Here is a 22276-nt window from a genome sequence, read left to right on the forward strand (position 1 = left end):
GCCATCTGCAATCAGCCAAACTTCATGTATTATAATTGGAGAATACAGACTGCTCAGAACTATTAAAAGAAACCGTATTATTAACAATCATCAAATTCTCCTGTTTCTCTAAATTTTTGAATTTTCAACTCCCATTCTTTATACCGTATGCTTTGGAAATATTCTACTACACTTTCTCCATCATATTCTTCGGGTGGGGCAGGTTCATTGCCACTCAAATATCCTTGTAACCAATATTTAGATTCAATGGACATGTTTTTTATCTCGCTGAACGATATACAAATTGTAGAATTTTTTATAGGACAATAAGCATCTATTCTTCCTTTGAAAGTGTGAGGGTTTCCTATTAAAAAATGTTTTCCCTTACAATTTCCTAACTCAATCCAAAGAATTTGGTCACAATCAGGTTTATCTGTCATTCTGATGTACATTTTATTATAAAGCCAATCTAATCTTTATGGGGTAGTCAGATCCATCTCAAGAACTTGCCAGAAAAATCTAAAGTGAAATCAAATACCCTTTAAACTCCTCAAAGTCATTCCCCAAAACCTCCACTTTTTTCTCTCCATCCATAAAAGCAGCTAATCGCTCAGGAAGCTCAAGCTTCAAATTCAATGCTTTTTCTACGGTCTCCCTAAACTTCCCTGGATGTGCTGTTTCTAGAAACACTCCTTGATAATCAGAATTATCAGCCATAAAATCGGTCAATCCCAAATACCCTACAGCCCCATGGGGGTCCATGGTATAGCCAGACTTTTCGACCTTTTGCATCACTTCTACAGTCGCTTCATCAGAGTAGAAATAGCCTTTTACATTTTCTTTTAGCAGCTGCTCATCATTCCCATAAAGGGCTAGTAAACGAGGGAAATTACTTGGGTTTCCTACATCCATGCTATTACTGATAGTAGCGATCGAAGACATCGAGTTGAAATCAGCTCCATTCAAAAAGTCAGGAACTACCTTATTTACATTTGTAGCTGCTACAAACTGGTCAATCAGCAAGCCCATTCTTTGCGCTAATATCCCCGCTGCGATATTCCCGAAATTTCCAGAAGGAACTGCAAACGCTACTTTTTTATCGTTTTTAGGAAGTCGGGAAAAAGCATAGAAATAGTAAAGACACTGAGGAATCCAACGAGCCACATTGATAGAATTGGCCGAGGTAAGCAAAAGCTTTTCATTCAGCTCAGCATCCAAAAATGCTTCCTTCACCATTCGCTGGCAATCGTCAAAAACACCATCAACCTCCAGCGCAGTGATATTTTGTCCCAAGGTTGTGAACTGCTTTTCTTGAAGCTCACTCACTTTCCCCTTCGGGAAAAGAATTATCACTTCCACACCATCCACTCCCAAGAAGCCATTCGCCACAGCAGATCCTGTATCACCAGAAGTCGCCACCAAGACTCGCACTTTCCGATCAGATTTCTCCATCAGCATGCTCATCAGTTTGGAACAGAATCTCGCTCCAAAATCCTTGAATGCCAGCGTAGGCCCATGAAAAAGCTCTAAGCTGTAGACATCTTCCTCCACCTTCACCAGCGGCGCGTCGAAAGTCAGTGTATGATCAACCAATTCTTTGATCTGTGCTTGACTTAATGCGGTGGAGAACAAGGCTCCAATCACCTCATAGCCGATTTCCTGAAAGCTCATTTCAGGAAACTTATCCAACAGGTCTTTCGCTAAAACAGGGATTTCCACTGGCATATAAAGCCCTTGATCTGGCGCCAAACCTCTAATGACTGCTTCGGCAAGATCTACTTGATGATCCGAATTATTTGTACTAAAAAATTTCATAGGCTTATTTTTCTTCAATCAGGTATGCTCCTTTGGTATTTATCTCTGAGAAATAAACATCTACACCGAGCCCAATACTGGAATAAACTTCTTTGGCAGCCGAAGCAATGGCTTGTGCTGTATCTTTTCCTTTAGAGAGTGCAAAAAGAGTAGGTCCCGAACCGGAAATACCCATCCCCAGGGCACCGGCTGTTTTGAGCGCTTCCCTTACTTCGTAGAAGCCCGGAAGCAACACTGCACGATATGGCTCCGCAATCACATCACGTAAGGATCTAGATATCAATTCAAAATCTCCTTCATAAAGTCCTGCAATCAAACCTGCAACATTTCCTGACTGGATAGTCGAATGCTTCATCGGTATCTTATCTCTAAGCACCGACCTAGAATCTGCCGTATTCAATTCATAATGTGGATGCAAAAGCGTGCAGTAAAGACCATTTGGAACTGGCAACTTGATCACGTCCAGCGGATGATAATCACGGATAAGCACAAAACCACCCAATAAACTTGGGGCTACATTGTCAGCGTGAGCCGCTCCACAGGCGACTTTCTCCGCTTCGATCGCAAAAGGAAGCAAATTCTTTTTCTCAAATGGCCGACCTAGTAAACAATTGGCAGCTTCCAAAGCAGCAACGGCACTTGCCGCACTTGAGCCCATGCCTGAACCAAGCGGCAAACCTTTAGTGAGATAAATATCCATCCCCACCTGCTCATCCAATTCATCCAACATGGCCTGAATAGCTACTGCACAGGTGTTTTTCTTAGCCTCCAAGGGAAGCTTCCCTCCGTCTCCTTCTATCGAAACTACACGTAGTCCCGGCTCATCCTTTCGAATCAACTCAACGGTATCTCCCATCGCATCGATGGCGAAGCCCAGAATATCAAAACCACAAGAAACATTCGCAACTGTAGCTGGGGCAAAAGCTTTTACAGAACGTATCATTCTCGAGTGTAATTACCGATTCTAATCACATCTGCAAATACACCCGCAGCAGTTACATCTGCACCAGCACCAGGACCTCTGATGATCATAGGTCTATCACGATATCTATCTGTAGTTAATAGAATCATATTATCACTTCCTCCCAATCCACTAAATGGATGCGAAAGTGGTACCGAATTCAATCCAACTTTTGCTTTTCCATTTTCAAGTGTAGCCATAAAACGGAGTTTCTCTCCCTTGCTTGCAGCTTCTTCTAGCATGTCAATAAATTCCTGATCATGCGTTTTTAGCTTTTCGAAAAATTCAGGAACAGAAGCAGCATCCACACAGTCTTCTGGCACCATGCTTTGAATATCAATGGAATCAAACTCCAAATGCTGCTCAGCCTCACGACCCAAAATCAAGATTTTTCTAGCAACATCCATCCCACTCAAATCATCGCGTGGATCCGGCTCCGTAAACCCAAGTTCCTTAGCCTTCTTGACTACTTCAGAGAATGGTGTTCCGCTTTCAAGTTCGGAGAAAATATAATTCATAGAACCACTCAAAACCGCTTCGATCCTGATCACTCTATCTCCGGAAAGCATTAAATCCTGCAAGGTATTGATCACAGGCAGTCCTGCAGCCACGTTAGTCTCATACAGGAATTTCACACCGCGTTTTTTCGCGATTCTCTTCAAATTCATATACTGCTCCATAGAGCCTGAATTCGCCTTCTTATTTGGTGTAACGATAGCGACTTTTGCCTCCAAAATTTTCGAATAAAGCTCTGCTACGTCCTGACTAGCAGTACAATCCACAAATACAGAATTGGAGAAATTCATTTCTTCCATGGTTCTGATAAACTTGCTCAAATCAGTTTTCTCATCTGATTCGCTCAAGGCATAAGGATCTTTTAAATCAAAGCCATCTTCATGAAATGCCATGAATCTACTATTTGCCATACCATGAATCTGGATATCCAGCGCACTTTCTCCACGCAATTTTTGCTGTTGATTTGCTATCATCTTAATCAAGGCCTGTCCGATCAAGCCCACTCCCACTAAGAATACGTGGAGCACTTTATTCTCGGAAAGGAAAAATGCCTCGTGGAGCGCATTGAGCGCTTTTTGCAAATCTGGCTGTGGAATTACGGCCGAAATATTCAGCTCCGAACTCCCTTGAGCAATTGCCCCTACGTTAATGTTATTTCTGCCCAGCGCACGGAACATGCGTCCAGATGCACCTGGGTTTTGCTTCATATTTTCTCCTACTACAGCTACTGTGGCCAAATCATGAAGGAGATAAACTTCTTCCATTTCTCCGGATTTGATTTCATAGAAAAACTCCTTTTCAATCACCTCTTTCGCCAAGTAGGCTTCCTGAGTTTTGATTGCCAAGCAAATACTGTGTTCAGATGATGCCTGAGAAATCAACAAAATATTGATTCTTGCCTCGGACAATGCTTTGAAAACACGGCTAGTCCCGACGGTTGAGTCCAGCATGCCAGCTCCCTGCACAGTAACGATAGATATATTGGAAATAGAACTTATTCCCTTAATCAGCGCGCCTGGGCTTACTTCACCATTGATAAGAGTTCCTGGGTTTGCAGGCTCAAAAGTATTTTTGATATAGATCGGGATGCTCTTACGCATCGCTGGCTGCATAGTCGCTGGGAAAATTACTTTGGCACCGAAATGCGAAAGCTCCATCGCCTCATTATAGCTCAATTGCGGGATCGTAAATGCGGTATAAACCAATTTAGGATCCGAAGTCAGTACTCCTGACACATCAGTCCAGATTTCTAAGTTTTCCGCATCCAATGCTGCTGCGAAAATAGCGGCAGTGTAATCCGAGCCAGACCTGCCCAAGGTGGTCGTTTCTCCTTTGGCAGTGGAGGCAATAAATCCGGTGATCACCTTGATACCATCATGGGTAGCAAAATAATCCTTGATCGCAGCATTAGTGACTTCAAAATCAACTTTCGCCTGTCCAAATCGATCATTGGTACGGATCACATCTCTAGCGTCTAGAAACTGGCTCTTCATGCCATTGCCACTCATGGACTCCGCCAAAATAAAGGCAGCTAAGCGCTCACCAAAACTGGCAACGTAATCGAGCGTACGAGCAGAATTTTCTTTGATCAGATAAATCCCATGGAAAAGATCTTCCAATTCTTTGAAGCGGACTTTCACAAAAGTCATCACCGTGGACTGGCTCTGGACGGCAATTAGCTGACGTACAATAGTTAGGTGCTTTTCCTCCAGGCTTTGCAACAGCTCCCTATAGACCTCGTCTCCTTCTCGAGCAAGCTGCGCAATTTTAAGCAAGGTCTCCGTGACTCCACCAAATGCTGAAAAGACTATTGCGATCTCTTCCTGCTTTAGTTTGTGTTGAATGATAGAAAAAACACGTTGAATGTTTTCAGGGTTTGCTACCGATGAGCCACCAAACTTGATGATTTTCATAATTATTACTACTGAAATTATTAACTTGAGAAATTAAAATTGGCCTAAATCTGGCCTGGGGGCGGGTACTTAATAGATATGGACGGGATCAACCCGTAATCGTGGTACCAATCCATGTCGTCATAGAAAAAGTGGTGCAGGCTCTCGCTTCCATGGCTGGAAGTAGATCTAGGTCAGAAGAGATTTTTGCTGCAAATACCATAACTGGACAATTGACAGGACAATCTTACTGCCAAAATCTTTATTCCCCAAACAATCCATTAGAGTTTTTTGAAAAAAACCGAAACTCTGTTAGAAATAACTCAACAATTCCCTGAAAATCTGAAGATATAGTAGATTCGTTGCTTAAGTAGCTAAAAAGCAAAATTGAATTTGGAATCAATTTGCCTATTTTAGTATAACACTAAACCCTGCACCTTATGAGAGCTTTCAAAAACCTATCCTTTGGTCTTTTCTTCCTCCTGTTTGCAAGTTGCGGAAGTACCAAGGCCATCAATCCCATGAGCCTGCTAACAGGGAATAGCTGGTTGCTTTCCTCCCTTAAGAGCAATGGCTTAGACATGAATCAATTTGTGGGCGGTATCCCTTCACTGAGTTTTTTAGACGGCGGCAAACTCGCTGGCTTCTCTGGATGCAACAATTTCTCAGGGAATTTCTCACTGGAAGGCACAGCCATCAAGCTTGACCCAGGAGCCATGACCAAGAAGATGTGTCCTGGCTCGGGAGAACAAGATTTCATTTCTGCCCTGTCCGAAGTAGGAGATTTGAAAATTGAAAAGGACAAACTCACCTTACTTGATGGAGCTACCGAGTTGATGAGTTTTGTACCAAAGAAAGACTGAGTTAATGCTACTTCAGATCAGTGATCAAAATAGATCTTCCTCGGAATTCTATTTGATCACTTTTTTTGTGCCCAACCAAAATCTCACCAAGTGGGGAGTTTTTACTCAGCATAAAAAGCTTTTGTCCATCAACAATTAATTGTCCAAGACTGATAGAAATCAAATAGCTATCCGTACCAACTTGAACTAGACTTCCTTCCTGCACGGTAGCAGAGGGCTCTTTGATGGCTTGGAATCTGCATAATTCATCAAACTCGAAATTGGCTTGCTTAAGTTGATTCTCAACTGTCATAAGATCACGGGACATGGTTTCCCGGCCCGTCTCAAATTTGTCTCCGGCGCTACTTTTTGTATCCTCCAAAATCCCATCATTGATCGCCTTACGCTCGGCTTTCAGAAGGTTGATTTTTTCTTTCACCTGCGCTATCGCAGTCTGGTAGATTTTTTCTTTAAACGTATTCATAAATTATCAAGAGCAGCCGTCTTTCCGGCGAGTATCGATGATGTAAACAATTTTCCAGCCTTCGGCCATTTTTACTAATTGAAAGGAATTCACGCCACAATGGCTGAATTTCTCATTGAAATAAAACTCATACGGAGTCCAAGCTGTTGCCAATGGCCCGTCTATAGTGATCTGGTAATCTGTGATTCTTTCGTCAAGCTTTGCCTCTGCAGGAAGACCAGCTATCCCCTTCACGAAATCAGCGACCGAACCAGCTTTCACCAGCCCAGTGTCACCCCTTGATTCTATAGTCTGCATGATTGAATTTTCTGAAAAAACAGCGGAAATCTGATCGGTGTTTTTTGCTCTCATTCCATCAAACAGAGATTCTATCACTGCTTTTACAGCATCTTTTTCTGTTTGTGAAAAGCCTGGCACAGTCACTAAAAGGGTGAATATCAGGAGTAAAATCGATTTATTTTTCATAACGATCGTATTAAACTTCTCCATAAAGCTTGAAAGTCATATTGCGAAGCGCATGCATATTTACAGCATAATGCATTGCTTCGGCTATCTCATCGGCACGAACCCACTTACTGAAATCTGCATCAGGCATCGACTCGCGATTGGGCGGCGTATCTATGATACTTGGCACAAACACATGAGCTCTAATTGGTGTATTCTTAGTTTCTTCACCTACTATTTCGGCAAGTGAAATCACTAATTTCTTACTCAAGGAATAGGCCAAAGTTCCACCAGCACTCTCGATTTGCAAAGCAGGTTTAGCGCCTACGAATAGGAAAGTACCTTTATCTTGCTTCTTCATGACTGGCAAAAAGCCTTTTACTAAATGGAATGCGGAGAAAAAATTCAAGGAAAACATTTTCTCTAGATCAGCCTGGCTGGTTTCTTCTATTCCTCCCATCGCAAATCCTCCGACTAAAAAGGCCAAGGCGTCTAGACTTCCGTATTGCAAATGATACTCTTTGATAAATTCGGCAACTGCTTTTTCATCCGTCACATCTACCTCGTAGCTATCATCAGCTTCTTCTACCAAGTGACCTCTGCCAGGATGTAGTAAGGCAATAATATGATATCCTTCTCGCTTGAACTTCTCAACTACTGCGGAACCCAAATTCCCTCCTGCGCCTGTGATAATGATATTTCTACTCATACTAGTCCAAAATTCTTTCTGATATTTGTTAAAATTAGGCTTAATTTTTCGAAAACGATATGAATCAACTCAAAAGCATCATCAAGAATCAGGAAAACAAGCGTAGGAGAAATTTCCTTTTTAAGCTGCTTTTACTCCTAATTTTGATTGTAGGTTTCGAATCAAATACTTGGCTTACACCTTTTTTGGATCGCTATACCATTCTAGCTAATATAGTTCGCGCTTCGATCTTCCTGATCAGTGGAAACCTGATCATCTCACTTGCCCGAATTATCACGCTTCAGTTTTATCTCAAAAGAACGGAGGATTCCAGAGTGCAACCCAACTTCGTGATAGGCATTGATCGTCTCGCGACCTTGCTGAATATGATAGTTATCTTGGTGACGGTTATGCTACTTTTTGGTGTAGAACCATTAAAATTTCTCACAAGTATTACGATTGTCGCAGCGGCAATTGCCTTACTGACCAAGGAGTACATTACCAATATTGTGAACGGTCTGATAATCATGTTTTCCGATCAATTGGAGATCGGAGACAAGATTTTAGTCGGTAATAATGTGGGCTTTATCAGAGACATCACACTCATCAATATGGAGCTCAAAAGTGAAACAGGCGAAATCATCATTGTTCCAAATACGCTGGTTCTAACCTCTGAGGTAGTGAATTACTCGAAGAACAATTCTCATCAGGTCATCTTAGATTCCGAGATTCCATTTTATTCAGTCATTCAATTAAATGATTTGGAAAAAACACTGAATGAGTCACTCTCTGGCTTCTCAGACTATGTGTTTGTGGAAGGAGCACAACTGAACGTGATCGAGCGAAAACCTGAAAGCGTCATCATTCGATATCAGTTTCCAATCAAATCAGGAGAAAAAGTCGTAGAAAAGTCTGTCAATAAAGCAATTAACCAAGCCTTAATCAACTGGTCTCATGAAACCCGAAAAGCCTAATTATTTCGATTTGGTGTATCAAGTAGTTCGCTTGATTCCGAGCGGAAGAGTGACCAATTATGGATCCATTGCTCAGTATTTGGGAATAAAAAGTGGAGCCAGAATGGTGGGCTATGCTATGAATGCTGCCCATACCATGGCAGATGTGCCAGCACATCGCGTGGTAAACAGTCAGGGATTATTGACAGGAAAAGAACACTTTGAAACTTCTACCAAAATGCAGGAATTACTGGAAAAAGAGGGAGTCAAAGTCGTAAAAGACAAAGTTCAGAATTTTGATAAAGTATATTGGAATCCAGATGTAGAGTTGGCGCTGTAATTATTTTTTCCTCAGCAAATACAAGCCTACAAACATAATCAAGCCATTCAAGATCAGCGCTTCGAAACCGAACTTATAACCCCAGAATAATTCCTCTGAATTGGATGCTATCGCAAATGTCAGCAAGGGTGCAAAAACAGCGAGGTAAGGCACGAATTTGTCTTTCACCTGCCACTTCGTGAAAAGGCCAAAGGAATATAACCCAAGTAAAGGCCCATAGGTATATCCCGCTATCACAAAGACAGAATTGATAACAGACTGATTATTGATCCAGTAAAAAGCCATAATCACCAAAAACATCACAAAGGTGAATACGATGTGAACTTTCTTACGAACTGACACCCGTTTTTCCGCAGGATATCTTTTGTCAATTTCCAGAAAATCAATGCAAAATGAGGTTGTCAAGGCTGTCAGCGTAGAATCAGCACTGGAATAGGCCGCAGCTGTAATCCCAAGTACAAATACAATTCCCGCAAAGGGAGAGAAATACTGAGTCGCCAATAAGGGAAAAAGCTCATCTGTTTTCGTTGGGAGCTGTACTCCATGCGTCTCTGCATAAAGATATAACAGCACGCCCAAGGCCAAGAAAAGCAAGTTCACAAAAACCAGAATCGTCGTAAACCAGAACATGTTCTTCTGAGCATCTCCGATGTTTTTACAAGTCAAATTCTTTTGCATCATATCCTGATCCAAACCTGTCATCACGATAGTAATGAATGCGCCAGAGATAAATTGCTTGAAGAAATTGGTGCCTGCTTTCCAATCCCAATTAAATATCTGCGAACGTGGATCAGAAGAAACAGCATTTACATAATCAGAAACTCCGTCGAAGTTCAAAGCATTCCCCACCATAATCACACATACCACCACTGCGGCAAGCATAAAGAATGTCTGAAGCGTATCTGTCCAAACAACTGTTTTGATCCCTCCACGATGTGTATAAATCCAGATCAAGCCAACTGTAATCAACACTGAGACCCAAAATGGAATGCCTAATGAATCGAACAGAATAAGTTGCAAGACACTCGCGACTAAGAACACGCGAATGGATGAGCCTAAAGTTCTTGAGAGAATAAAGAAAAAAGCTCCTGTCTTATAGGACCAAAAGCCGAACCTATCGTCTAAGTAGGAATAGATCGAGACGAGATTCAATCGGTAATAAAGCGGCAAGAGCACTTTGGCGATCACGAAATATCCCAGTGTATACCCCAAAACAACTTGGAAGTAAAAGAAGTTAGAGTTACCTACTTCACCCGGAACCGAAATAAAGGTAACTCCTGACAATGAGGCTCCTATCATCCCAAATGCCACCAAAAACCAAGGTGATTGGCGATCTCCAGTAAAGAAGGTATCAGCAGAAACTTTGCGAGAAGTATACCAAGAAATGAGAAATAGCAGTAAAAAATAACAACAGATTACCAGAAGGACTAGTTGGGAATTCATAAATCGTCTTGAAGTGGGTTCGCTAAGTTGTTCAATATTCTTAATTTTGCAAAATGAATCATTCAAACGACCCGCTTCCATATATCGAAGAATCAGAAGTTCTGGTGGAGGATTTGATAGATATTGAATCCAACGACCTGATTGTCTACAATGACGAATTCAACACATTCGATCATGTGATCAAGATTCTAATGAAAGTCTGCAAGCACAGCATTGAGCAAGCGGAGCAATGTACCATCACGATACACTACAGAGGAAAATGTGCGGTAAAAAAAGGCAGCATTACAGAGCTAAAACCTATGTGTGAAGCTATATTAGATGCTGGAATCCAAGCCGAAATCGTTTAAATCCACCCTGAATTGAATTTTCCTTCCAAACTGATAGAAGATGCTGTCACCGAAATATCCAGACTTCCTGGGATCGGTAAGAAAACTGCACTTCGACTAGCACTTCATCTGCTCAAGCAGCATGAGGCAAATACCGAAGCCTTGGCTTTGGCGATCACTCGCATGCGTACTGAGATCCAGTATTGCAAAACCTGCCATAATATTTCAGATGCCGAAGAATGCAGTATTTGCATCAGCCATCGACGTGACGGCTCTATCCTTTGCGTGGTAGAAGACATTCGTGATGTGCTAGCAATAGAGAACACTAATCAATTTCAGGGAAAATACCATGTGCTTGGAGGAGTGATATCTCCCATCCAAGGTATAGGACCAGAAGAATTGAAGATAGAATCTCTACTATCAAGAGTAGAACTTGCTTCCCAAAGCGAGCCTATTCAGGAAGTTATTATGGCTCTTAGTGCCACCATGGAAGGTGATACCACCTCTTTTTATCTGGCAAAAAAACTGAAGGAAAAGGGCGTACGGGTAAGTTCCATCGCACGAGGGATACCGGTAGGCGGGGAACTAGAATTTACGGATGAGGTCACCCTTGGCCGCAGTATCATGACTCGAATTAATTACGCTACAGAGTAAAATTTCCTTTGCACAGCAAAAACCTACGTCTATATTTGCAAACCCAAATGGGGGATTAGCTTCGGCCGATCTACCGAGCGTACCGACAAAGGTCGGGAAGGTTATCGGTTCAATTAGGACATAATTTTGGGGGATTAGCTCAGCTGGCTAGAGCGCCACACTGGCAGTGTGGAGGTCACCGGTTCGACTCCGGTATTCTCCACGAAAGCTTCACAGAAATGTGAGGCTTTTTGTTTTCACTAGAAAGCTAGAGATTGACTTTAATGTCAGCCCGTATTTTTCCGCAAATTAGCTTTTCGACGCTTTTTGAAATGCTTTGGCTTTTGCTTCAATTTGTTGATTAGGTATTTTTAACTCTTTGGCAACCTCTCTCCATGAAGTAACTGCGTTATTCACATCCTCTATTATTGCAAAGGCCTTTTCCTCATTGAGGCGGAAAAAAGGAATAACGGTAAGTGCTAGATTCAAATCGAGCGAGTTGTCATTTTCTGAAATATTCAATTTCAACCCAGATCCTGTTTCCACTGGATTTATATCATATGCCGGCGATAGTCTCCAACCCTTTTCAGATAGAATAAAGCCATGATTTCGCAAGTGATCATCTACATTTGAAACACAAATGTTAAATACTATTCTACGCCATAATTGTTCTAAATCTTCCTCTACAGACGCGCCATTATTCATAATGTATTCGGCTAACTCTAGGTAACTAACACCATCTAAATAGTCTTGGCCATCCGTATAGCCTAGCAGAGTCATAGCAGAAGCAAAATGAATTCTGCTTCCGTCGGGGTTGCGGTCAAATCTCTTAGTCAAAAAAGTGTGGTTCTTTGTAGAGAACTTTTGTGCAAACCCTTCAGCCATTATTATTCCAGCTTTCTTTGCCAAAGTATGAACAACCATTTCCCAGCCTCCAATATCTGTGTCATCATTTTTGCTTGGGAATTTAGCTATCCAAAGAGCCTTATTCTGATCTAAAACGCTGGCTTTTGGTCTTGCCCCACCCAAAGAAGCACCAGGAGCAACCAGCATATTCAACCATTTCAGATAATCAGGATCTTGTATCACATCGTCTTCTTCTAATCGAAGACTGATTTGTTCCAATTCACGGATTGAAGTCCATGGAGGACTTGCCAATTTAGAATCATTGCTCAGATATACTTCTGATTCATCAGTTTTAAATCTTAAGCCGCCCATTCTATGGCCATCAAAAACTCCCAACAAATAATCTGTTTCAAACAGATTATTCTCAGGCCTTTCTTCCAGTCGTGCCAACGCCGCTTCTCGTCTTCTCATAAGTACTCTACCCCATCTGTCAGGAGAAGAATCTAAGAACAAACCGAAGTTTGATTTGGAGGTCTCATTCAGATATTGCTTGCCACTATACAATTGCAAATCTGGATCTAGAAGTTGTGCATAATTTGATTCAAGCCACTGTGAGTCATACTCAAAGGAAAAAATCTCTTTACCTCGCAAAAGTTCAGCACGTAAAATCCCCATCAATTGTGCGGATTCCAAGCTTGACCAATCCGCATAAACTAGAACTTCTCTATTTCGAATTGCCGTTGCCATCATTTGAGTCTTTTAGGTGCACGATCTTTAGTGATCAGGTTTGCATCTTGAAGTTTCCTCCCAAGTTCATCATCCTTCGCGAGCAATAGAAAGTCCTGTTCCAAACCTAACACCCGTAAAACATTAATAAAATTGCCAATTCCAACCCCGGAATGGCCTTGTTCGATTTTCACCAAAGTGGATCTCCCAATACCAGCGCGCTCCGCTACTTGTGCACTGGATAGCTTTCGTCTCAAACGTGCAAGCTTAATATTCTCACCCAGTTCGATAAGAATTCGTTGACTTTTTGGAAATAAAACGGGTTTGCTATTTGCCATAATGTATCTTAATCTATACAAAAGTATAATATTTTGTGTTATTAATGAAACATTATGATTCGCTAGAAGGGAATCTATTACCCACCGAAATCTTAGTAGACAATTTAATCTAGTAGAATATCGACAATAAGAAATGTATCACTTCCTACTTCAAATCCGTATAGGCAATACTTTTGAGGTTTATCTAAACTGAATAGCCATGCGCCATCTACTTGTTCTGTTTCTGTCTGTCTCTTTATTTTTTTCATGCAATGACAGCAATGATTGCGAAGGGTTTGAAGTAGGAAAGGAGTTTGAAATAGCAATCGAGCAACAGCTAGAGAACTGCCTAAAAAATATCTCTGTCAAAGTTATAGAAATTCAAGATTCTCGATGTCCAGCTGGCGCACAATGTATCTGGGCAGGGATGATTGTCCTGAGAGGAGAATTAATTGTTGGTGGTCAAAAGCAATATATTCTATTAAGCACCAATGAAAATGCAAGTGGATTCCCAGATGAATTTTCAACGCTAGAATATACCGTCAAGCTGGTTGATGCCATTCCCTACCTAGATCTAAATAAACCCTACAAACCCGAAGATCAACGAGCCATTTTAATCATCTCAAAAAGATCTACCTAAGATTGTTTAAATTCGCATGACCTAATTCCTAACTGGAAATCAACATGCGTAATCGAATTTTTATCCTTCTGTTTTTTCTTGGCACAATCAGTTCCTGTTCCTGCAATCCTGAAAAGATTGCAAAATTTGCGTTCAAAGGCATGGAAGCAATGATGGGCGAGGGATTTATGCCATCTGAGGAAATCCGAATGCTCGGGAAGTTCCAAGGAATGAATGTCAACCTCAGTAAGTCAACTTCAAATGACAGCACCACTTCCACGATTTATTTGAAACTGGAAAATGGTGATCCGCTTATTTTAGGAAATCAGCCAGAAATCCTTGCGCGTAAGTGTGCTGAACTATATCTCAGAGATTTTGAAAAATCTGAAGATTATCAGCAAATTACAGTACAGTTTATTCAAAATGACCCTACAAATCCTGAAAACGTTGCCATGCAGGAGTACATGTTTGACACGAAAGATTTTTAACTAAACCTATTTATTTATGGAATTGCCAAACGAATACAAAAAACCACCGACCTCTCTGGGTGAATGGATAATCGCAGTGCTAGTCAAGCGCCTTCCTCTTATTGGGCTGATTATGCTTATCGTATGGGCGACAGACAAAAACACAGATCCTGACAAGGCTAATTGGGCTAAGGCTGAATTAATCGTTAAACTCATTATTTTCGCCGCTGTAATACTATTTATCGCCGTCATTGGCTTTGGTGTCTTCGCTAATTTTGCTGATGAAATTGACTGGTCAGAAATCGATTAATGAAAATAAAAGCCTTTTGCTCTGATATTGATGGCACTCTCCTCAATTCAGTGCGTGATCTATCCCCTCGACTTAAAGCCGTTGTGGCTGATTTACCTGTAGATTTCCCCGTGATTCTAGCAAGTTCTCGCATGCCTGATGCAATGCGACATTTGCTTCATGATATGAATCGATTTCCTCAACCTTTGATATCCTACAATGGTGGCTATGTGCTCAGCGCTGATGGAGAGGTGCTCGAAGATGTGAGCATTTCAGTAGAGCTGGTAGCCAAAATCCTTCAACTCACACATAAAACTGATATCCATGTGAGCTTATATCAGGGTGAAAATTGGTATGAGGAAAAAGATGATTACTGGTCTCAGCGGGAAGTGAGAAACACGAAAGTAGCTTGTACCTGGCTTCCTGGTCAGGACGTGTTGGATCTTTGGTCAAAGGATAATTCCGGCGCTCACAAAGTTATGTGCATGGGCACAAACGAAGAAATAGCCTGGCTTTTCGGAGAGCTTCACTTTGAGCATTCACTGGACCTGCATCTCTATCGCTCCAGTGACACATATCTGGAGATCGCCCCAAAAGCTATTTCCAAAGCCACAGGATTGAAGAAAATCTTAGAAAATGCTTATGACTTCGGTATGGAATCCGTGGTGGCTTTTGGAGATAATTATAATGATATCGACCTGCTTCAATCAGTAGGCTGGGGTGTCGCAGTGGAAAATGCAAGAATGGAGGTTAAGGCTGTTGCAAATGAAATTACTCATCACAACAAAGAAGATGGCGTCGCAGCTTCTCTGGAGAAAATTCGAAATTCGAAATTTGAGATCAGTACTGAAATCTAAACTCTTGGTTCTTAAATCTATTATCTAAAATCTAGCGACTTGCTACTAGCTACTTAATGCTACAACAATCCTGAGCCATCCTCCACTTCCTCAATCGCCCTTGACAGAAATTCTTGCAAGGGTCTCATTTTCTGAAAGCCATCTAAAGCGAGGTTGATAAAGTTTCGTGATTCTATATCGCGATCTGAGATCTTTGAAGAAACGGTGAAGCTTTTCAATCTTAAATAGTCAATAAATTCATGATCGGCCTCGTAATCTCGTGGGCTGGTCTTGAGTTTTTCTCCATTTATTTGACCAAAAAGTGATTTGAAGTGCGGGTTACTTTCGATTTTGGCTAGTTCTGCTCCCGAGTAATCAATTTCCTTCCTGATTTTTTTCAAAGTCTCCGACTGAGGCATCCAAATACCTCCTGCCAAAAATGAGTTGTCCGGCTGAATCTGGAGGTAATACCCTGGCCCCTCTGACTTCTTTCCTTTAGGCGAGAAATAGGCTCCGAAATTGGATTTATAGGGAGCTTTATTAGCCGAAAAGCGAATGTCTCTGTTTTGTCTAAACACACATTCTTTGGGCTGAAATACCAGCATCGCCGGTTCCCATTCTCCAATCCCTTTCAACAATTGTCCTACATCTTTCAGAAATTCAGCTCTTGTTTCCAAATACCATTTCTTGTTGGCATCCATCCATTCTTTGGAGTTATGTTCGGCGAGGGCAGCTAGAAAAGGTAAGTATGGACGCATTATTTTTGTTTTTTGAACGTAATGATTTCTAAAATTGTCAGGACGCTGACATGGAAGTAAACTTTATCGAGGCAAAATTGATTTCAATAAGGAAAGAAATCTTCTTAAATTATATCGAATAATCCAGAAGTCATGACAACGAAGGTAACATTAGACATCAACGAACGACTTGCCGAAAAAGCGAAAAAGTATGCTGAAGAGCAAGGGCAAAGTTTATCTGCTTTGGTAGAAACACTTTTATCGGATGTAACTAAACCTAAGGAAAAAGTTTTAGAGAAAATAACTCCCAAGAACCCTGAACTTGTGAAGAGGATATTAGATGGGACTGAGCCGATTCCAAAAGATTTGGAGGCTTTTTTTTCACGCAAAGCGAAAGTTAATCCTGAATTTGAGTATTCCGAATTGTCAGAAGACAAAAAGACACTTACAGAGGAATTAATGAAAAAATATGGTTCCTAATATATTTGTTGATTCGGATGTTTTCTTGGATACTTTATTAACTCGAGATCCATTTGCAGAAAAATCAAACACAATATTTCTCTTGGCTGCAAAAGGAGAAGTCTCAATTTTTCTTTCAAGCCTCATGATTTCCAATTCCTTTTACGTGGCTAGAAAAGAAATAGGGAAAGAGATAACAATAAAGTCCATACAACAGATTTTAGATTATTGCCAAATTCTTCCTGTTGGAGATGCGGAAATTAGAAACGCCTTCCGAAATGGGTTCACAGATTTTGAAGACGCTATTCAATTTGAAACAGCCAATCAAAACTCAAATATAGAAGCTATCATTACCCGAAATAAAAAAGATTATAAGTTATCCACACTTCCAGTGTTTTCTCCTCAAGAATTCCTCGCCCTCTTTAAATAAAATCAACCAAGCCTTCAAGCTTCATCCCACGGCTACCTTTGATCAGAATCAGATAACCTTCTAGCTTGCTATCCTGAAGCCAAACTCGGAAGGAAAAAGGATCAGGAAAATACAATGCCTTTGGGTATTTAGTTAAGGCAGATACAATCAGCTGTCCCGTAAAGCAAACTTTTTCAATCTCATATTCGCTGATAATTTCTCCCAATCGCGCATGTTCAGCTTCCGCATGCTCTCCCAACTCAAACATATCACCGATGATCAGCATTTTATGTTTTTTGCCAGTCATTTCGCCAAAGGTACGGATAGCCACTTCCATGCTGGAAGGATTAGCATTGTAAGCATCAAGGATGATCAGATTACTTCGCTTTTCTACCAGCTGAGAGCGCATATTTGAAGGCTTGTATTCCACGATAGCCTGAATAGCTTTCTTCATTTCCACCTCAAAAAACTTCCCTATCGTCAAAGCGGTAGCGATGTTTCCAAAATTATAGGCTCCGATCAATGAGCTTAAATAAACCTCCTCCGAGCCTTCAGCTGAAAACTTCACAAAGGGATTTGCTTCCTCAAAAGTCACTTCACAGAAATCTCCTTTAGCTGGATAAAGGATTGGATCTTCGAATCTCTTACTCAGGTTTGAAAGGATTGGATCTTGAGAATTGATAAATGCCTTTCCACCATTTGATCTTAGAAATTGAAACAATTCCGTCTTGGTTTTCAGCACGCCTTCTGGCCCGCCCATTCCTTCCAGATGTGCTCGGCCAATATTGGTGATCACGCCATGAGTAGGCTCAGCGATCAGACAAAGTTCTTCTATATCTCCAGGCTTATTTGCCCCCATTTCTACGATAGCGAGCTCTGCATCTTCTCCTATTTCCAATAAAGTAAGCGGTACACCAATGTGGTTATTTAGATTTCCGACTGTCGCTGACACATTGAATTTTTGACTCAAAACAGCCTTCATCAGCTCTTTGGTTGTCGTTTTACCGTTCGATCCTGTCAGTCCAATGATCGGGATCTCCAAAGTTTTACGATGATAATTCGCCAAATCTTGAAGCATTTTCAACCCGTCCTCTGCTAAAAAGTAACGCTCATCATCCTCCACAAAATGCTTTACATCGTCGATCACAACCAGAGATGCTCCCATTTCCAAGGCTTTAGGAGCAAATGAATTTGCATCGAAGTTTGGGCCTTTGAGTGCAAAGAAGATGTTGCCCTTTTCGATTTTGCGGGTATCTGTACTGACACCAGTACTATTTTTGAAGAGGGTATATAAAATGGAGATATTCATCGTTTTCAAAGGAATTAATTCCCAAAATAAAGGAATCATTCACATCTTTGAATCGAGACTCACGTATTAATTTTGTCTTTCTCTTAATTATCCAATGCGCAAATTCTGTATTATAATTTTTCTACTTGGCTTTTCGGAGCTTAAAGCGCAGGATATTTACAGTCTAAATCAGCACCCTGACATTGAAGTAAATGGAGAAATCCTCAAGGCACCTTTTGCAGGAGGAATCAATGCTGCGCAAATTCAAAAAATAGACCTTACTGGAGATGGAATCGAAGAATGGGTGACCTGGGACATCAATTCCAGACAAGTTCTAGTGTTCAAGAACGAGGAAGAGTCCTTCACGCATTTACCTGAAATAAGCTATTTATTACCTGCTGACATCGCAGGTTTTTTGGTGTTTGAGGACTTTGATGGAGACGGAAAAAAGGATCTTTTTACAGCTACGGCATTAGGAATCAAAGTTTATAAAAACACTTCCAATGGATCTCAAATATCCTGGACGATTGCACAAAATTTCCTGAGAATCGATAATGGAGGAAATATCCAAGTGAATAATCTGGATACTCCACTTATTCAGGACCTGGATGCAGATGGAGATTTGGATATAGTGATTTTCAATTTCGCATCCGGCGATTACCTTGAATTTTATAAAAACACAAGCGTCGAACGCAAAGGAACTGCTGATGTAGATGGCTTCGCTTTTCCTGAAGTTTATTGGGGAGATTTTGTCTTCTGTGGCTGCGCAGATTTCTCATTTGGAAAAACATGCTCCGGTTCTCCTTTGGCGAAAATCAACCCTTCGCTAGAAGGAAGCAGAGTAGAACATGCCGGAGGTCATTCCATTTTATACTCAGACTTTAGTGGGGATGGCGTCAGCGACTTGGTTCTCGGTCGCGATGAATGTAGTGTCCTCTATTACTTAGAAAATATTGGCACAGAATCACAACCTGTATTTACTAAATTCTCTAATCAACTTCCTGGATATGAAGAATTTCCCACTTTCCCCATTTTCCACATTGGCCAGCGCAACAATGATGAATTAATCATCAGTTTAAATAGTAATGAAGCTGCTTATAATTTCGATATTGACTATGAAAATTCTATCGTCAAAATGGATAAGGAGGGAAATTTTGATTTCGGATTCCTCCAAAACCAACTCCTAGACCTTGGTGAAAATACTAAACCTATCTTTCTAGGCAGTAATAACTCTGGCGAAATACTTGTCTCTGCAAATACCACCAGAGAAGGGGAAGTAAGGTCCGAGATCTCGAGATTTCAATTTAATAAAGAAAAAATCACACTGGTAGAACGCGATTACCTAAATCTTTCTAATCTCAAATTACTTGATGCTCAAATCATAAAAACTGTGTCCACAGCTGGCAATGAGTTTACGCTTGTTTCTGGAATTCAGTTTGACGACAACTTTCCTACCCAAGTTATATACCAGCTACAAAACGAAAGTTTCATTCCTTTTACATTAAGTGGATACTCGCCAAGCCGGGGTGATTATCTAAGCTTCTTCAACTACCAAAAATCAGATTATTTCTTAGTCGCAGGCCAAAATGGCAGTTTAGCATTATATCAAGTAGATCTTGACTCTCAATCAGCAAGTCTACTGGAGTCCAATTTCCTGGGATTCGAGGACAACCCTGCCAATCGAAATTTGTCAGTTGCTGTTCTCCAAACTGAAAATCCAGATCTGTATGCTGTGGATCAACTAGGGGAGATCTTGAAAATTTCGAACTTCATGGAATCTGACTTACGAGAACAGATACTTGTAAAAATCGGCAACCAAAATCTACCTACCCTATTGGGCAGAAAAAACTGGATAGCAGTGGTGAATCCCCTTTTCAACGAAAAGCCTGACTTAATTTTAGGCACAGGCGCTGGTGGAATGATCTACCTCAATTCGGAAGATCCAACTAATCCTGATGAAGATGATTTCAGAGTTTTGGTTTACCCAAACCCAAGCGATGGTCCTATTAAAGTTATTTCCAACATGGATGCCAAAGGCCGTTTGATCAATTCTCTAGGTCAAGAGTTGCTCAGCGATATTATTTTTCCTGAAAATACTCAAGTGGAAATTCAAGCAGGTTTTCTTGCCCCTGGATTGTATATTTTATCACTTGAAGTTGGTGGCAAATTCCAAGAGTCCCGCAAAATCTGGATGCGCTAATTTCAGAATTGGCTTTTTGTATTGTTCGAAAAAAGGTACTTTCGGATATAATATAAATCCATGAAAAACATCTTCTTACTTGCAATCTTGGGGATTTTCCTCATTTCTTGCTCCACGGACAAGGCTGAGTCAGCCGATCTGATTTTTACCAATGGCATCATTTACACCGTCAATGAATCTCAGCCCACCGCAGAAGCAGTAGCTGTAAAAAACGGGATGATTTTGGCCGTAGGCACAACTGAAGAAATCGAAAAACATAAGGCTGAAAACACCGAAATGATCGATTTGAAGGGAGAAACAATGACTCCTGGCCTTATCGAATCCCACGCCCACTTGATGGGAATAGGCTACAACAAGCTAGAACTTGACCTCATGTATGTCAAAACCTACGATGAACTGGTAGAGAAAGTAGCTGAGGCAGTCGCCAAATCAAAACCCGGCGATTGGATCACAGGACGTGGCTGGCATCAGGACAAATGGATCGAAAAGCCCGAAAAAATTGTAAAAGGCTTTCAGACAAATGATCAGCTTAATGAGGTTTCTCCTGACAACCCTGTTTTTTTAAGGCACGCAAGTGGTCATGCCGCATTCGCAAATGGCAAAGCTTTAGAGTTAGCTGGCATCAGTAACCTGAAAGGCGAGAGACCTGGAGAAGTAGAAGGTGGGGAAATCATAATTGATGAATTAGGAAATCCTACAGGGATACTTTCAGAAAGAGCGGCAGGTTTAGTGGCTAGATTGATTCCAGCAGAGACACCGGAAAGAGCGGAGGAAGCGTTGACTTTAGCTTTGAAAGAGCTAAATGAAAAGGGCATTACCAGTTTCCACGACGCTGGAAGTGGACAAAATGTGATTGACCTTATCCAGAAATTCAAAAATGAAGGAAAGCTTACCGTTCGACAATATGTGATGTTAACAGGAACTCAACCTGCACTATTGGACGAGTGGTACAAAAAGGGACCCATGATCGATTCAGCTGATCACATGTTGACGGTTCGTTCGATCAAATTGAATTGTGATGGTGCTCTCGGCAATCGGGGTGCTTGGTTGCTAGAAGATTATTCAGATCGTCCTGGACATCGAGGACATGAGACATTGCCGATGTCAGTAGTTTCTGAAGTTTCTGAAAAAGCTATTCCAGCAGGTTTTCAAGTTTGTGCACACGCCATAGGTGACCGAGCAAATCAGGAGATCTTAGATCGCTATGAAGCAGCTTTTGCTAACTATCCAGATTCCAAAAAGCTGAGATTCCGCATTGAGCACGCGCAACACATTCACCCAGATGATATTCCTCGATTTGGCGAAATGGGCGTGATCGCAGCCATGCAGGCCATTCACCTGAGTTCAGATCGTCCATGGGCTATTGACAGGTTGGGAGAAAAAAGAATCATAGATGGAGCATATGTTTGGCAGAAACTAATGCAAACTGGAGCTGTGGTAACTAACGGCACAGATGCTCCGGTAGAACCTGTAGATCCTATTCCTTCTTTTTATGCCTCGGTGACCCGAAAAACTTTGCAAGGATTGCCAGATGGAGGATATGAAGGAGATCAGAAAATGACCCGTTCCGAAGCACTAAAATCTTATACTTTAGATGGCGCATTCGCAGAATTTGATGAAGATTTCAAAGGTTCTATTGAAGTCGGAAAAGCTGCTGATTTCACTGTTTTCGATAAGAATATCATGGAAGTTCCAGAGGATGAGATATTGGACACCAAAGTAGCCATGACTGTAGTGGGCGGAAAAGTGGTATATAAAAAGTAGTTC

General features: G+C 41.2%; 25 protein-coding genes and 1 tRNA gene. 14 read left to right on the top strand and 12 right to left on the bottom strand.

The genetic code is table 11. The features are described from left to right. Positions 1-80: 80 nt before the first annotated feature. The 4 genes from LV85_RS03180 to thrA all read right to left on the bottom strand — a co-directional run bounded on the left by LV85_RS03180 (position 81) and on the right by thrA (position 5184). Entirely contained in the window at positions 81-419 is a 339-nt protein-coding gene (locus tag LV85_RS03180; protein ID WP_146260416.1) for a hypothetical protein, read from the bottom strand. Positions 420-498: 79 nt separating this feature from the next. Beyond that, positions 499-1794 carry a threonine synthase gene (gene thrC, locus LV85_RS03185; RefSeq protein WP_111316839.1) on the bottom strand — a complete coding sequence of 432 codons (1296 nt, stop codon included), beginning with the start codon at positions 1792-1794 and terminating at the stop codon, positions 499-501. Between the two features lie 4 nt (positions 1795-1798). Then, complete coding sequence (locus LV85_RS03190) at positions 1799-2737, bottom strand: homoserine kinase (protein WP_211318367.1); 939 nt, start codon at positions 2735-2737, stop codon at positions 1799-1801. After that, positions 2734-5184 (bottom strand): bifunctional aspartate kinase/homoserine dehydrogenase I, encoded by a 2451-nt coding sequence (thrA, locus tag LV85_RS03195; protein ID WP_111316739.1) that lies wholly within the window; start codon positions 5182-5184, stop codon positions 2734-2736. The genes LV85_RS03190 and thrA overlap by 4 nt, the downstream gene beginning before the upstream one ends. Before the next feature lie 419 nt (positions 5185-5603). On the opposite strand from thrA, the gene LV85_RS03200 reads away from it, so the two are divergent. Then, positions 5604-6026 carry an META domain-containing protein gene (locus tag LV85_RS03200; RefSeq protein ID WP_111316740.1) on the top strand — a complete coding sequence of 141 codons (423 nt, stop codon included), beginning with the start codon at positions 5604-5606 and terminating at the stop codon, positions 6024-6026. A 7-nt stretch (positions 6027-6033) separates the two neighbouring features. Here the strand turns inward: LV85_RS03200 and LV85_RS03205 are convergent, their stop codons facing one another. From LV85_RS03205 to LV85_RS03215, 3 genes are read right to left on the bottom strand one after another with little or no spacing between them, the layout of a single operon-like run. Beyond that, positions 6034-6489 carry a hypothetical protein gene (locus LV85_RS03205; protein WP_111316741.1) on the bottom strand — a complete coding sequence of 152 codons (456 nt, stop codon included), beginning with the start codon at positions 6487-6489 and terminating at the stop codon, positions 6034-6036. A gap of 6 nt (positions 6490-6495) precedes the next feature. Further along, entirely contained in the window at positions 6496-6954 is a 459-nt protein-coding gene (locus LV85_RS03210; protein WP_211318368.1) for a nuclear transport factor 2 family protein, read from the bottom strand. A 10-nt stretch (positions 6955-6964) separates the two neighbouring features. After that, positions 6965-7642, bottom strand: coding sequence for an SDR family NAD(P)-dependent oxidoreductase (locus LV85_RS03215; protein WP_111316742.1), 678 nt, complete (start codon positions 7640-7642; stop codon positions 6965-6967). 59 nt (positions 7643-7701) lie between these two features. Here LV85_RS03215 and LV85_RS03220 point away from each other — a divergent pair, with 59 nt between their 5' ends. Then, the gene (locus tag LV85_RS03220; RefSeq protein ID WP_111316743.1) at positions 7702-8595 is read left to right on the top strand and encodes a mechanosensitive ion channel family protein; all 894 of its coding nucleotides are present in this window, start codon (positions 7702-7704) and stop codon (positions 8593-8595) included. Continuing rightward, positions 8576-8914, top strand: coding sequence for an MGMT family protein (locus LV85_RS03225; protein WP_111316744.1), 339 nt, complete (start codon positions 8576-8578; stop codon positions 8912-8914). Before LV85_RS03220 ends, LV85_RS03225 begins: the two co-directional genes overlap by 20 nt. Here LV85_RS03225 and LV85_RS03230 read toward each other — a convergent pair whose 3' ends face one another. Then, positions 8915-10357 (bottom strand): sodium:solute symporter, encoded by a 1443-nt coding sequence (locus tag LV85_RS03230; RefSeq protein WP_111316745.1) that lies wholly within the window; start codon positions 10355-10357, stop codon positions 8915-8917. A 53-nt stretch (positions 10358-10410) separates the two neighbouring features. Between LV85_RS03230 and LV85_RS03235 the strand changes: the two genes are divergently transcribed. The 3 genes from LV85_RS03235 (at position 10411) to LV85_RS03245 (ending at position 11539) form a co-directional block, all read left to right on the top strand. Then, a complete protein-coding gene (locus LV85_RS03235; RefSeq protein WP_111316746.1) occupies positions 10411-10704 on the top strand; it encodes an ATP-dependent Clp protease adaptor ClpS in 294 nt (97 codons plus the stop codon). A 12-nt stretch (positions 10705-10716) separates the two neighbouring features. Then, a complete protein-coding gene (gene recR / locus LV85_RS03240; protein WP_111316747.1) occupies positions 10717-11337 on the top strand; it encodes a recombination mediator RecR in 621 nt (206 codons plus the stop codon). Positions 11338-11465: 128 nt separating this feature from the next. Further along, positions 11466-11539, top strand: a tRNA-Ala gene (locus tag LV85_RS03245). An 86-nt stretch (positions 11540-11625) separates the two neighbouring features. Here the strand turns inward: LV85_RS03245 and LV85_RS03250 are convergent. Both LV85_RS03250 and LV85_RS03255 read right to left on the bottom strand, forming a co-directional pair. Then, a complete protein-coding gene (locus LV85_RS03250; protein ID WP_245942121.1) occupies positions 11626-12912 on the bottom strand; it encodes a type II toxin-antitoxin system HipA family toxin in 1287 nt (428 codons plus the stop codon). Next, positions 12909-13226, bottom strand: coding sequence for a helix-turn-helix domain-containing protein (locus LV85_RS03255; protein WP_111316748.1), 318 nt, complete (start codon positions 13224-13226; stop codon positions 12909-12911). Before LV85_RS03255 ends, LV85_RS03250 begins: the two co-directional genes overlap by 4 nt. A 199-nt stretch (positions 13227-13425) precedes the next feature. On the opposite strand from LV85_RS03255, the gene LV85_RS03260 reads away from it, so the two are divergent. Genes LV85_RS03260 through LV85_RS03275 form a run of 4 tightly spaced genes read left to right on the top strand, consistent with a single transcriptional unit; the run spans position 13426 to position 15437 of the window. After that, entirely contained in the window at positions 13426-13845 is a 420-nt protein-coding gene (locus tag LV85_RS03260) for a hypothetical protein (protein WP_111316749.1), read from the top strand. 44 nt (positions 13846-13889) lie between these two features. Beyond that, positions 13890-14312, top strand: a complete 423-nt coding sequence (locus LV85_RS03265) for a hypothetical protein (protein ID WP_111316750.1) — start codon at positions 13890-13892, stop codon at positions 14310-14312. A gap of 16 nt (positions 14313-14328) precedes the next feature. Next, complete coding sequence (locus tag LV85_RS03270) at positions 14329-14601, top strand: hypothetical protein (protein WP_111316751.1); 273 nt, start codon at positions 14329-14331, stop codon at positions 14599-14601. Then, a complete protein-coding gene (locus LV85_RS03275; protein ID WP_111316752.1) occupies positions 14601-15437 on the top strand; it encodes a Cof-type HAD-IIB family hydrolase in 837 nt (278 codons plus the stop codon). Before LV85_RS03270 ends, LV85_RS03275 begins: the two co-directional genes overlap by 1 nt. Positions 15438-15496: 59 nt before the next feature. On the opposite strand, the gene LV85_RS03280 is transcribed toward LV85_RS03275, so the two are convergent. Further along, on the bottom strand, positions 15497-16174 hold the full coding sequence (locus tag LV85_RS03280; RefSeq protein WP_111316753.1) for a DUF2461 domain-containing protein: 678 nt from the start codon (positions 16172-16174) through the stop codon (positions 15497-15499). A 132-nt stretch (positions 16175-16306) separates the two neighbouring features. On the opposite strand from LV85_RS03280, the gene LV85_RS03285 reads away from it, so the two are divergent. Together LV85_RS03285 and LV85_RS03290 are read left to right on the top strand one after the other, a co-directional pair. After that, on the top strand, positions 16307-16633 hold the full coding sequence (locus LV85_RS03285; protein ID WP_111316754.1) for a DUF6364 family protein: 327 nt from the start codon (positions 16307-16309) through the stop codon (positions 16631-16633). After that, positions 16623-17042: a type II toxin-antitoxin system VapC family toxin gene (locus LV85_RS03290; RefSeq protein WP_111316755.1), complete on the top strand. Its 420-nt coding sequence runs from the start codon at positions 16623-16625 to the stop codon at positions 17040-17042. Before LV85_RS03285 ends, LV85_RS03290 begins: the two co-directional genes overlap by 11 nt. Here LV85_RS03290 and LV85_RS03295 read toward each other — a convergent pair. Continuing rightward, positions 17035-18330 carry a UDP-N-acetylmuramoyl-tripeptide--D-alanyl-D-alanine ligase gene (locus tag LV85_RS03295; RefSeq protein WP_111316756.1) on the bottom strand — a complete coding sequence of 432 codons (1296 nt, stop codon included), beginning with the start codon at positions 18328-18330 and terminating at the stop codon, positions 17035-17037. The genes LV85_RS03290 and LV85_RS03295 overlap by 8 nt on opposite strands. Positions 18331-18424: 94 nt before the next feature. On the opposite strand from LV85_RS03295, the gene LV85_RS03300 reads away from it, so the two are divergent. Both LV85_RS03300 and LV85_RS03305 read left to right on the top strand, forming a co-directional pair. Further along, positions 18425-20509, top strand: a complete 2085-nt coding sequence (locus tag LV85_RS03300) for a T9SS type A sorting domain-containing protein (protein ID WP_111316757.1) — start codon at positions 18425-18427, stop codon at positions 20507-20509. Positions 20510-20569: 60 nt separating this feature from the next. Then, positions 20570-22273 carry an amidohydrolase gene (locus LV85_RS03305; RefSeq protein WP_111316758.1) on the top strand — a complete coding sequence of 568 codons (1704 nt, stop codon included), beginning with the start codon at positions 20570-20572 and terminating at the stop codon, positions 22271-22273. The last annotated feature ends 3 nt before the right edge of the window (positions 22274-22276 follow it).

This window comes from Algoriphagus chordae, from assembly GCF_003254055.1.
Lineage (GTDB): Bacteria > Bacteroidota > Bacteroidia > Cytophagales > Cyclobacteriaceae > Algoriphagus > Algoriphagus chordae.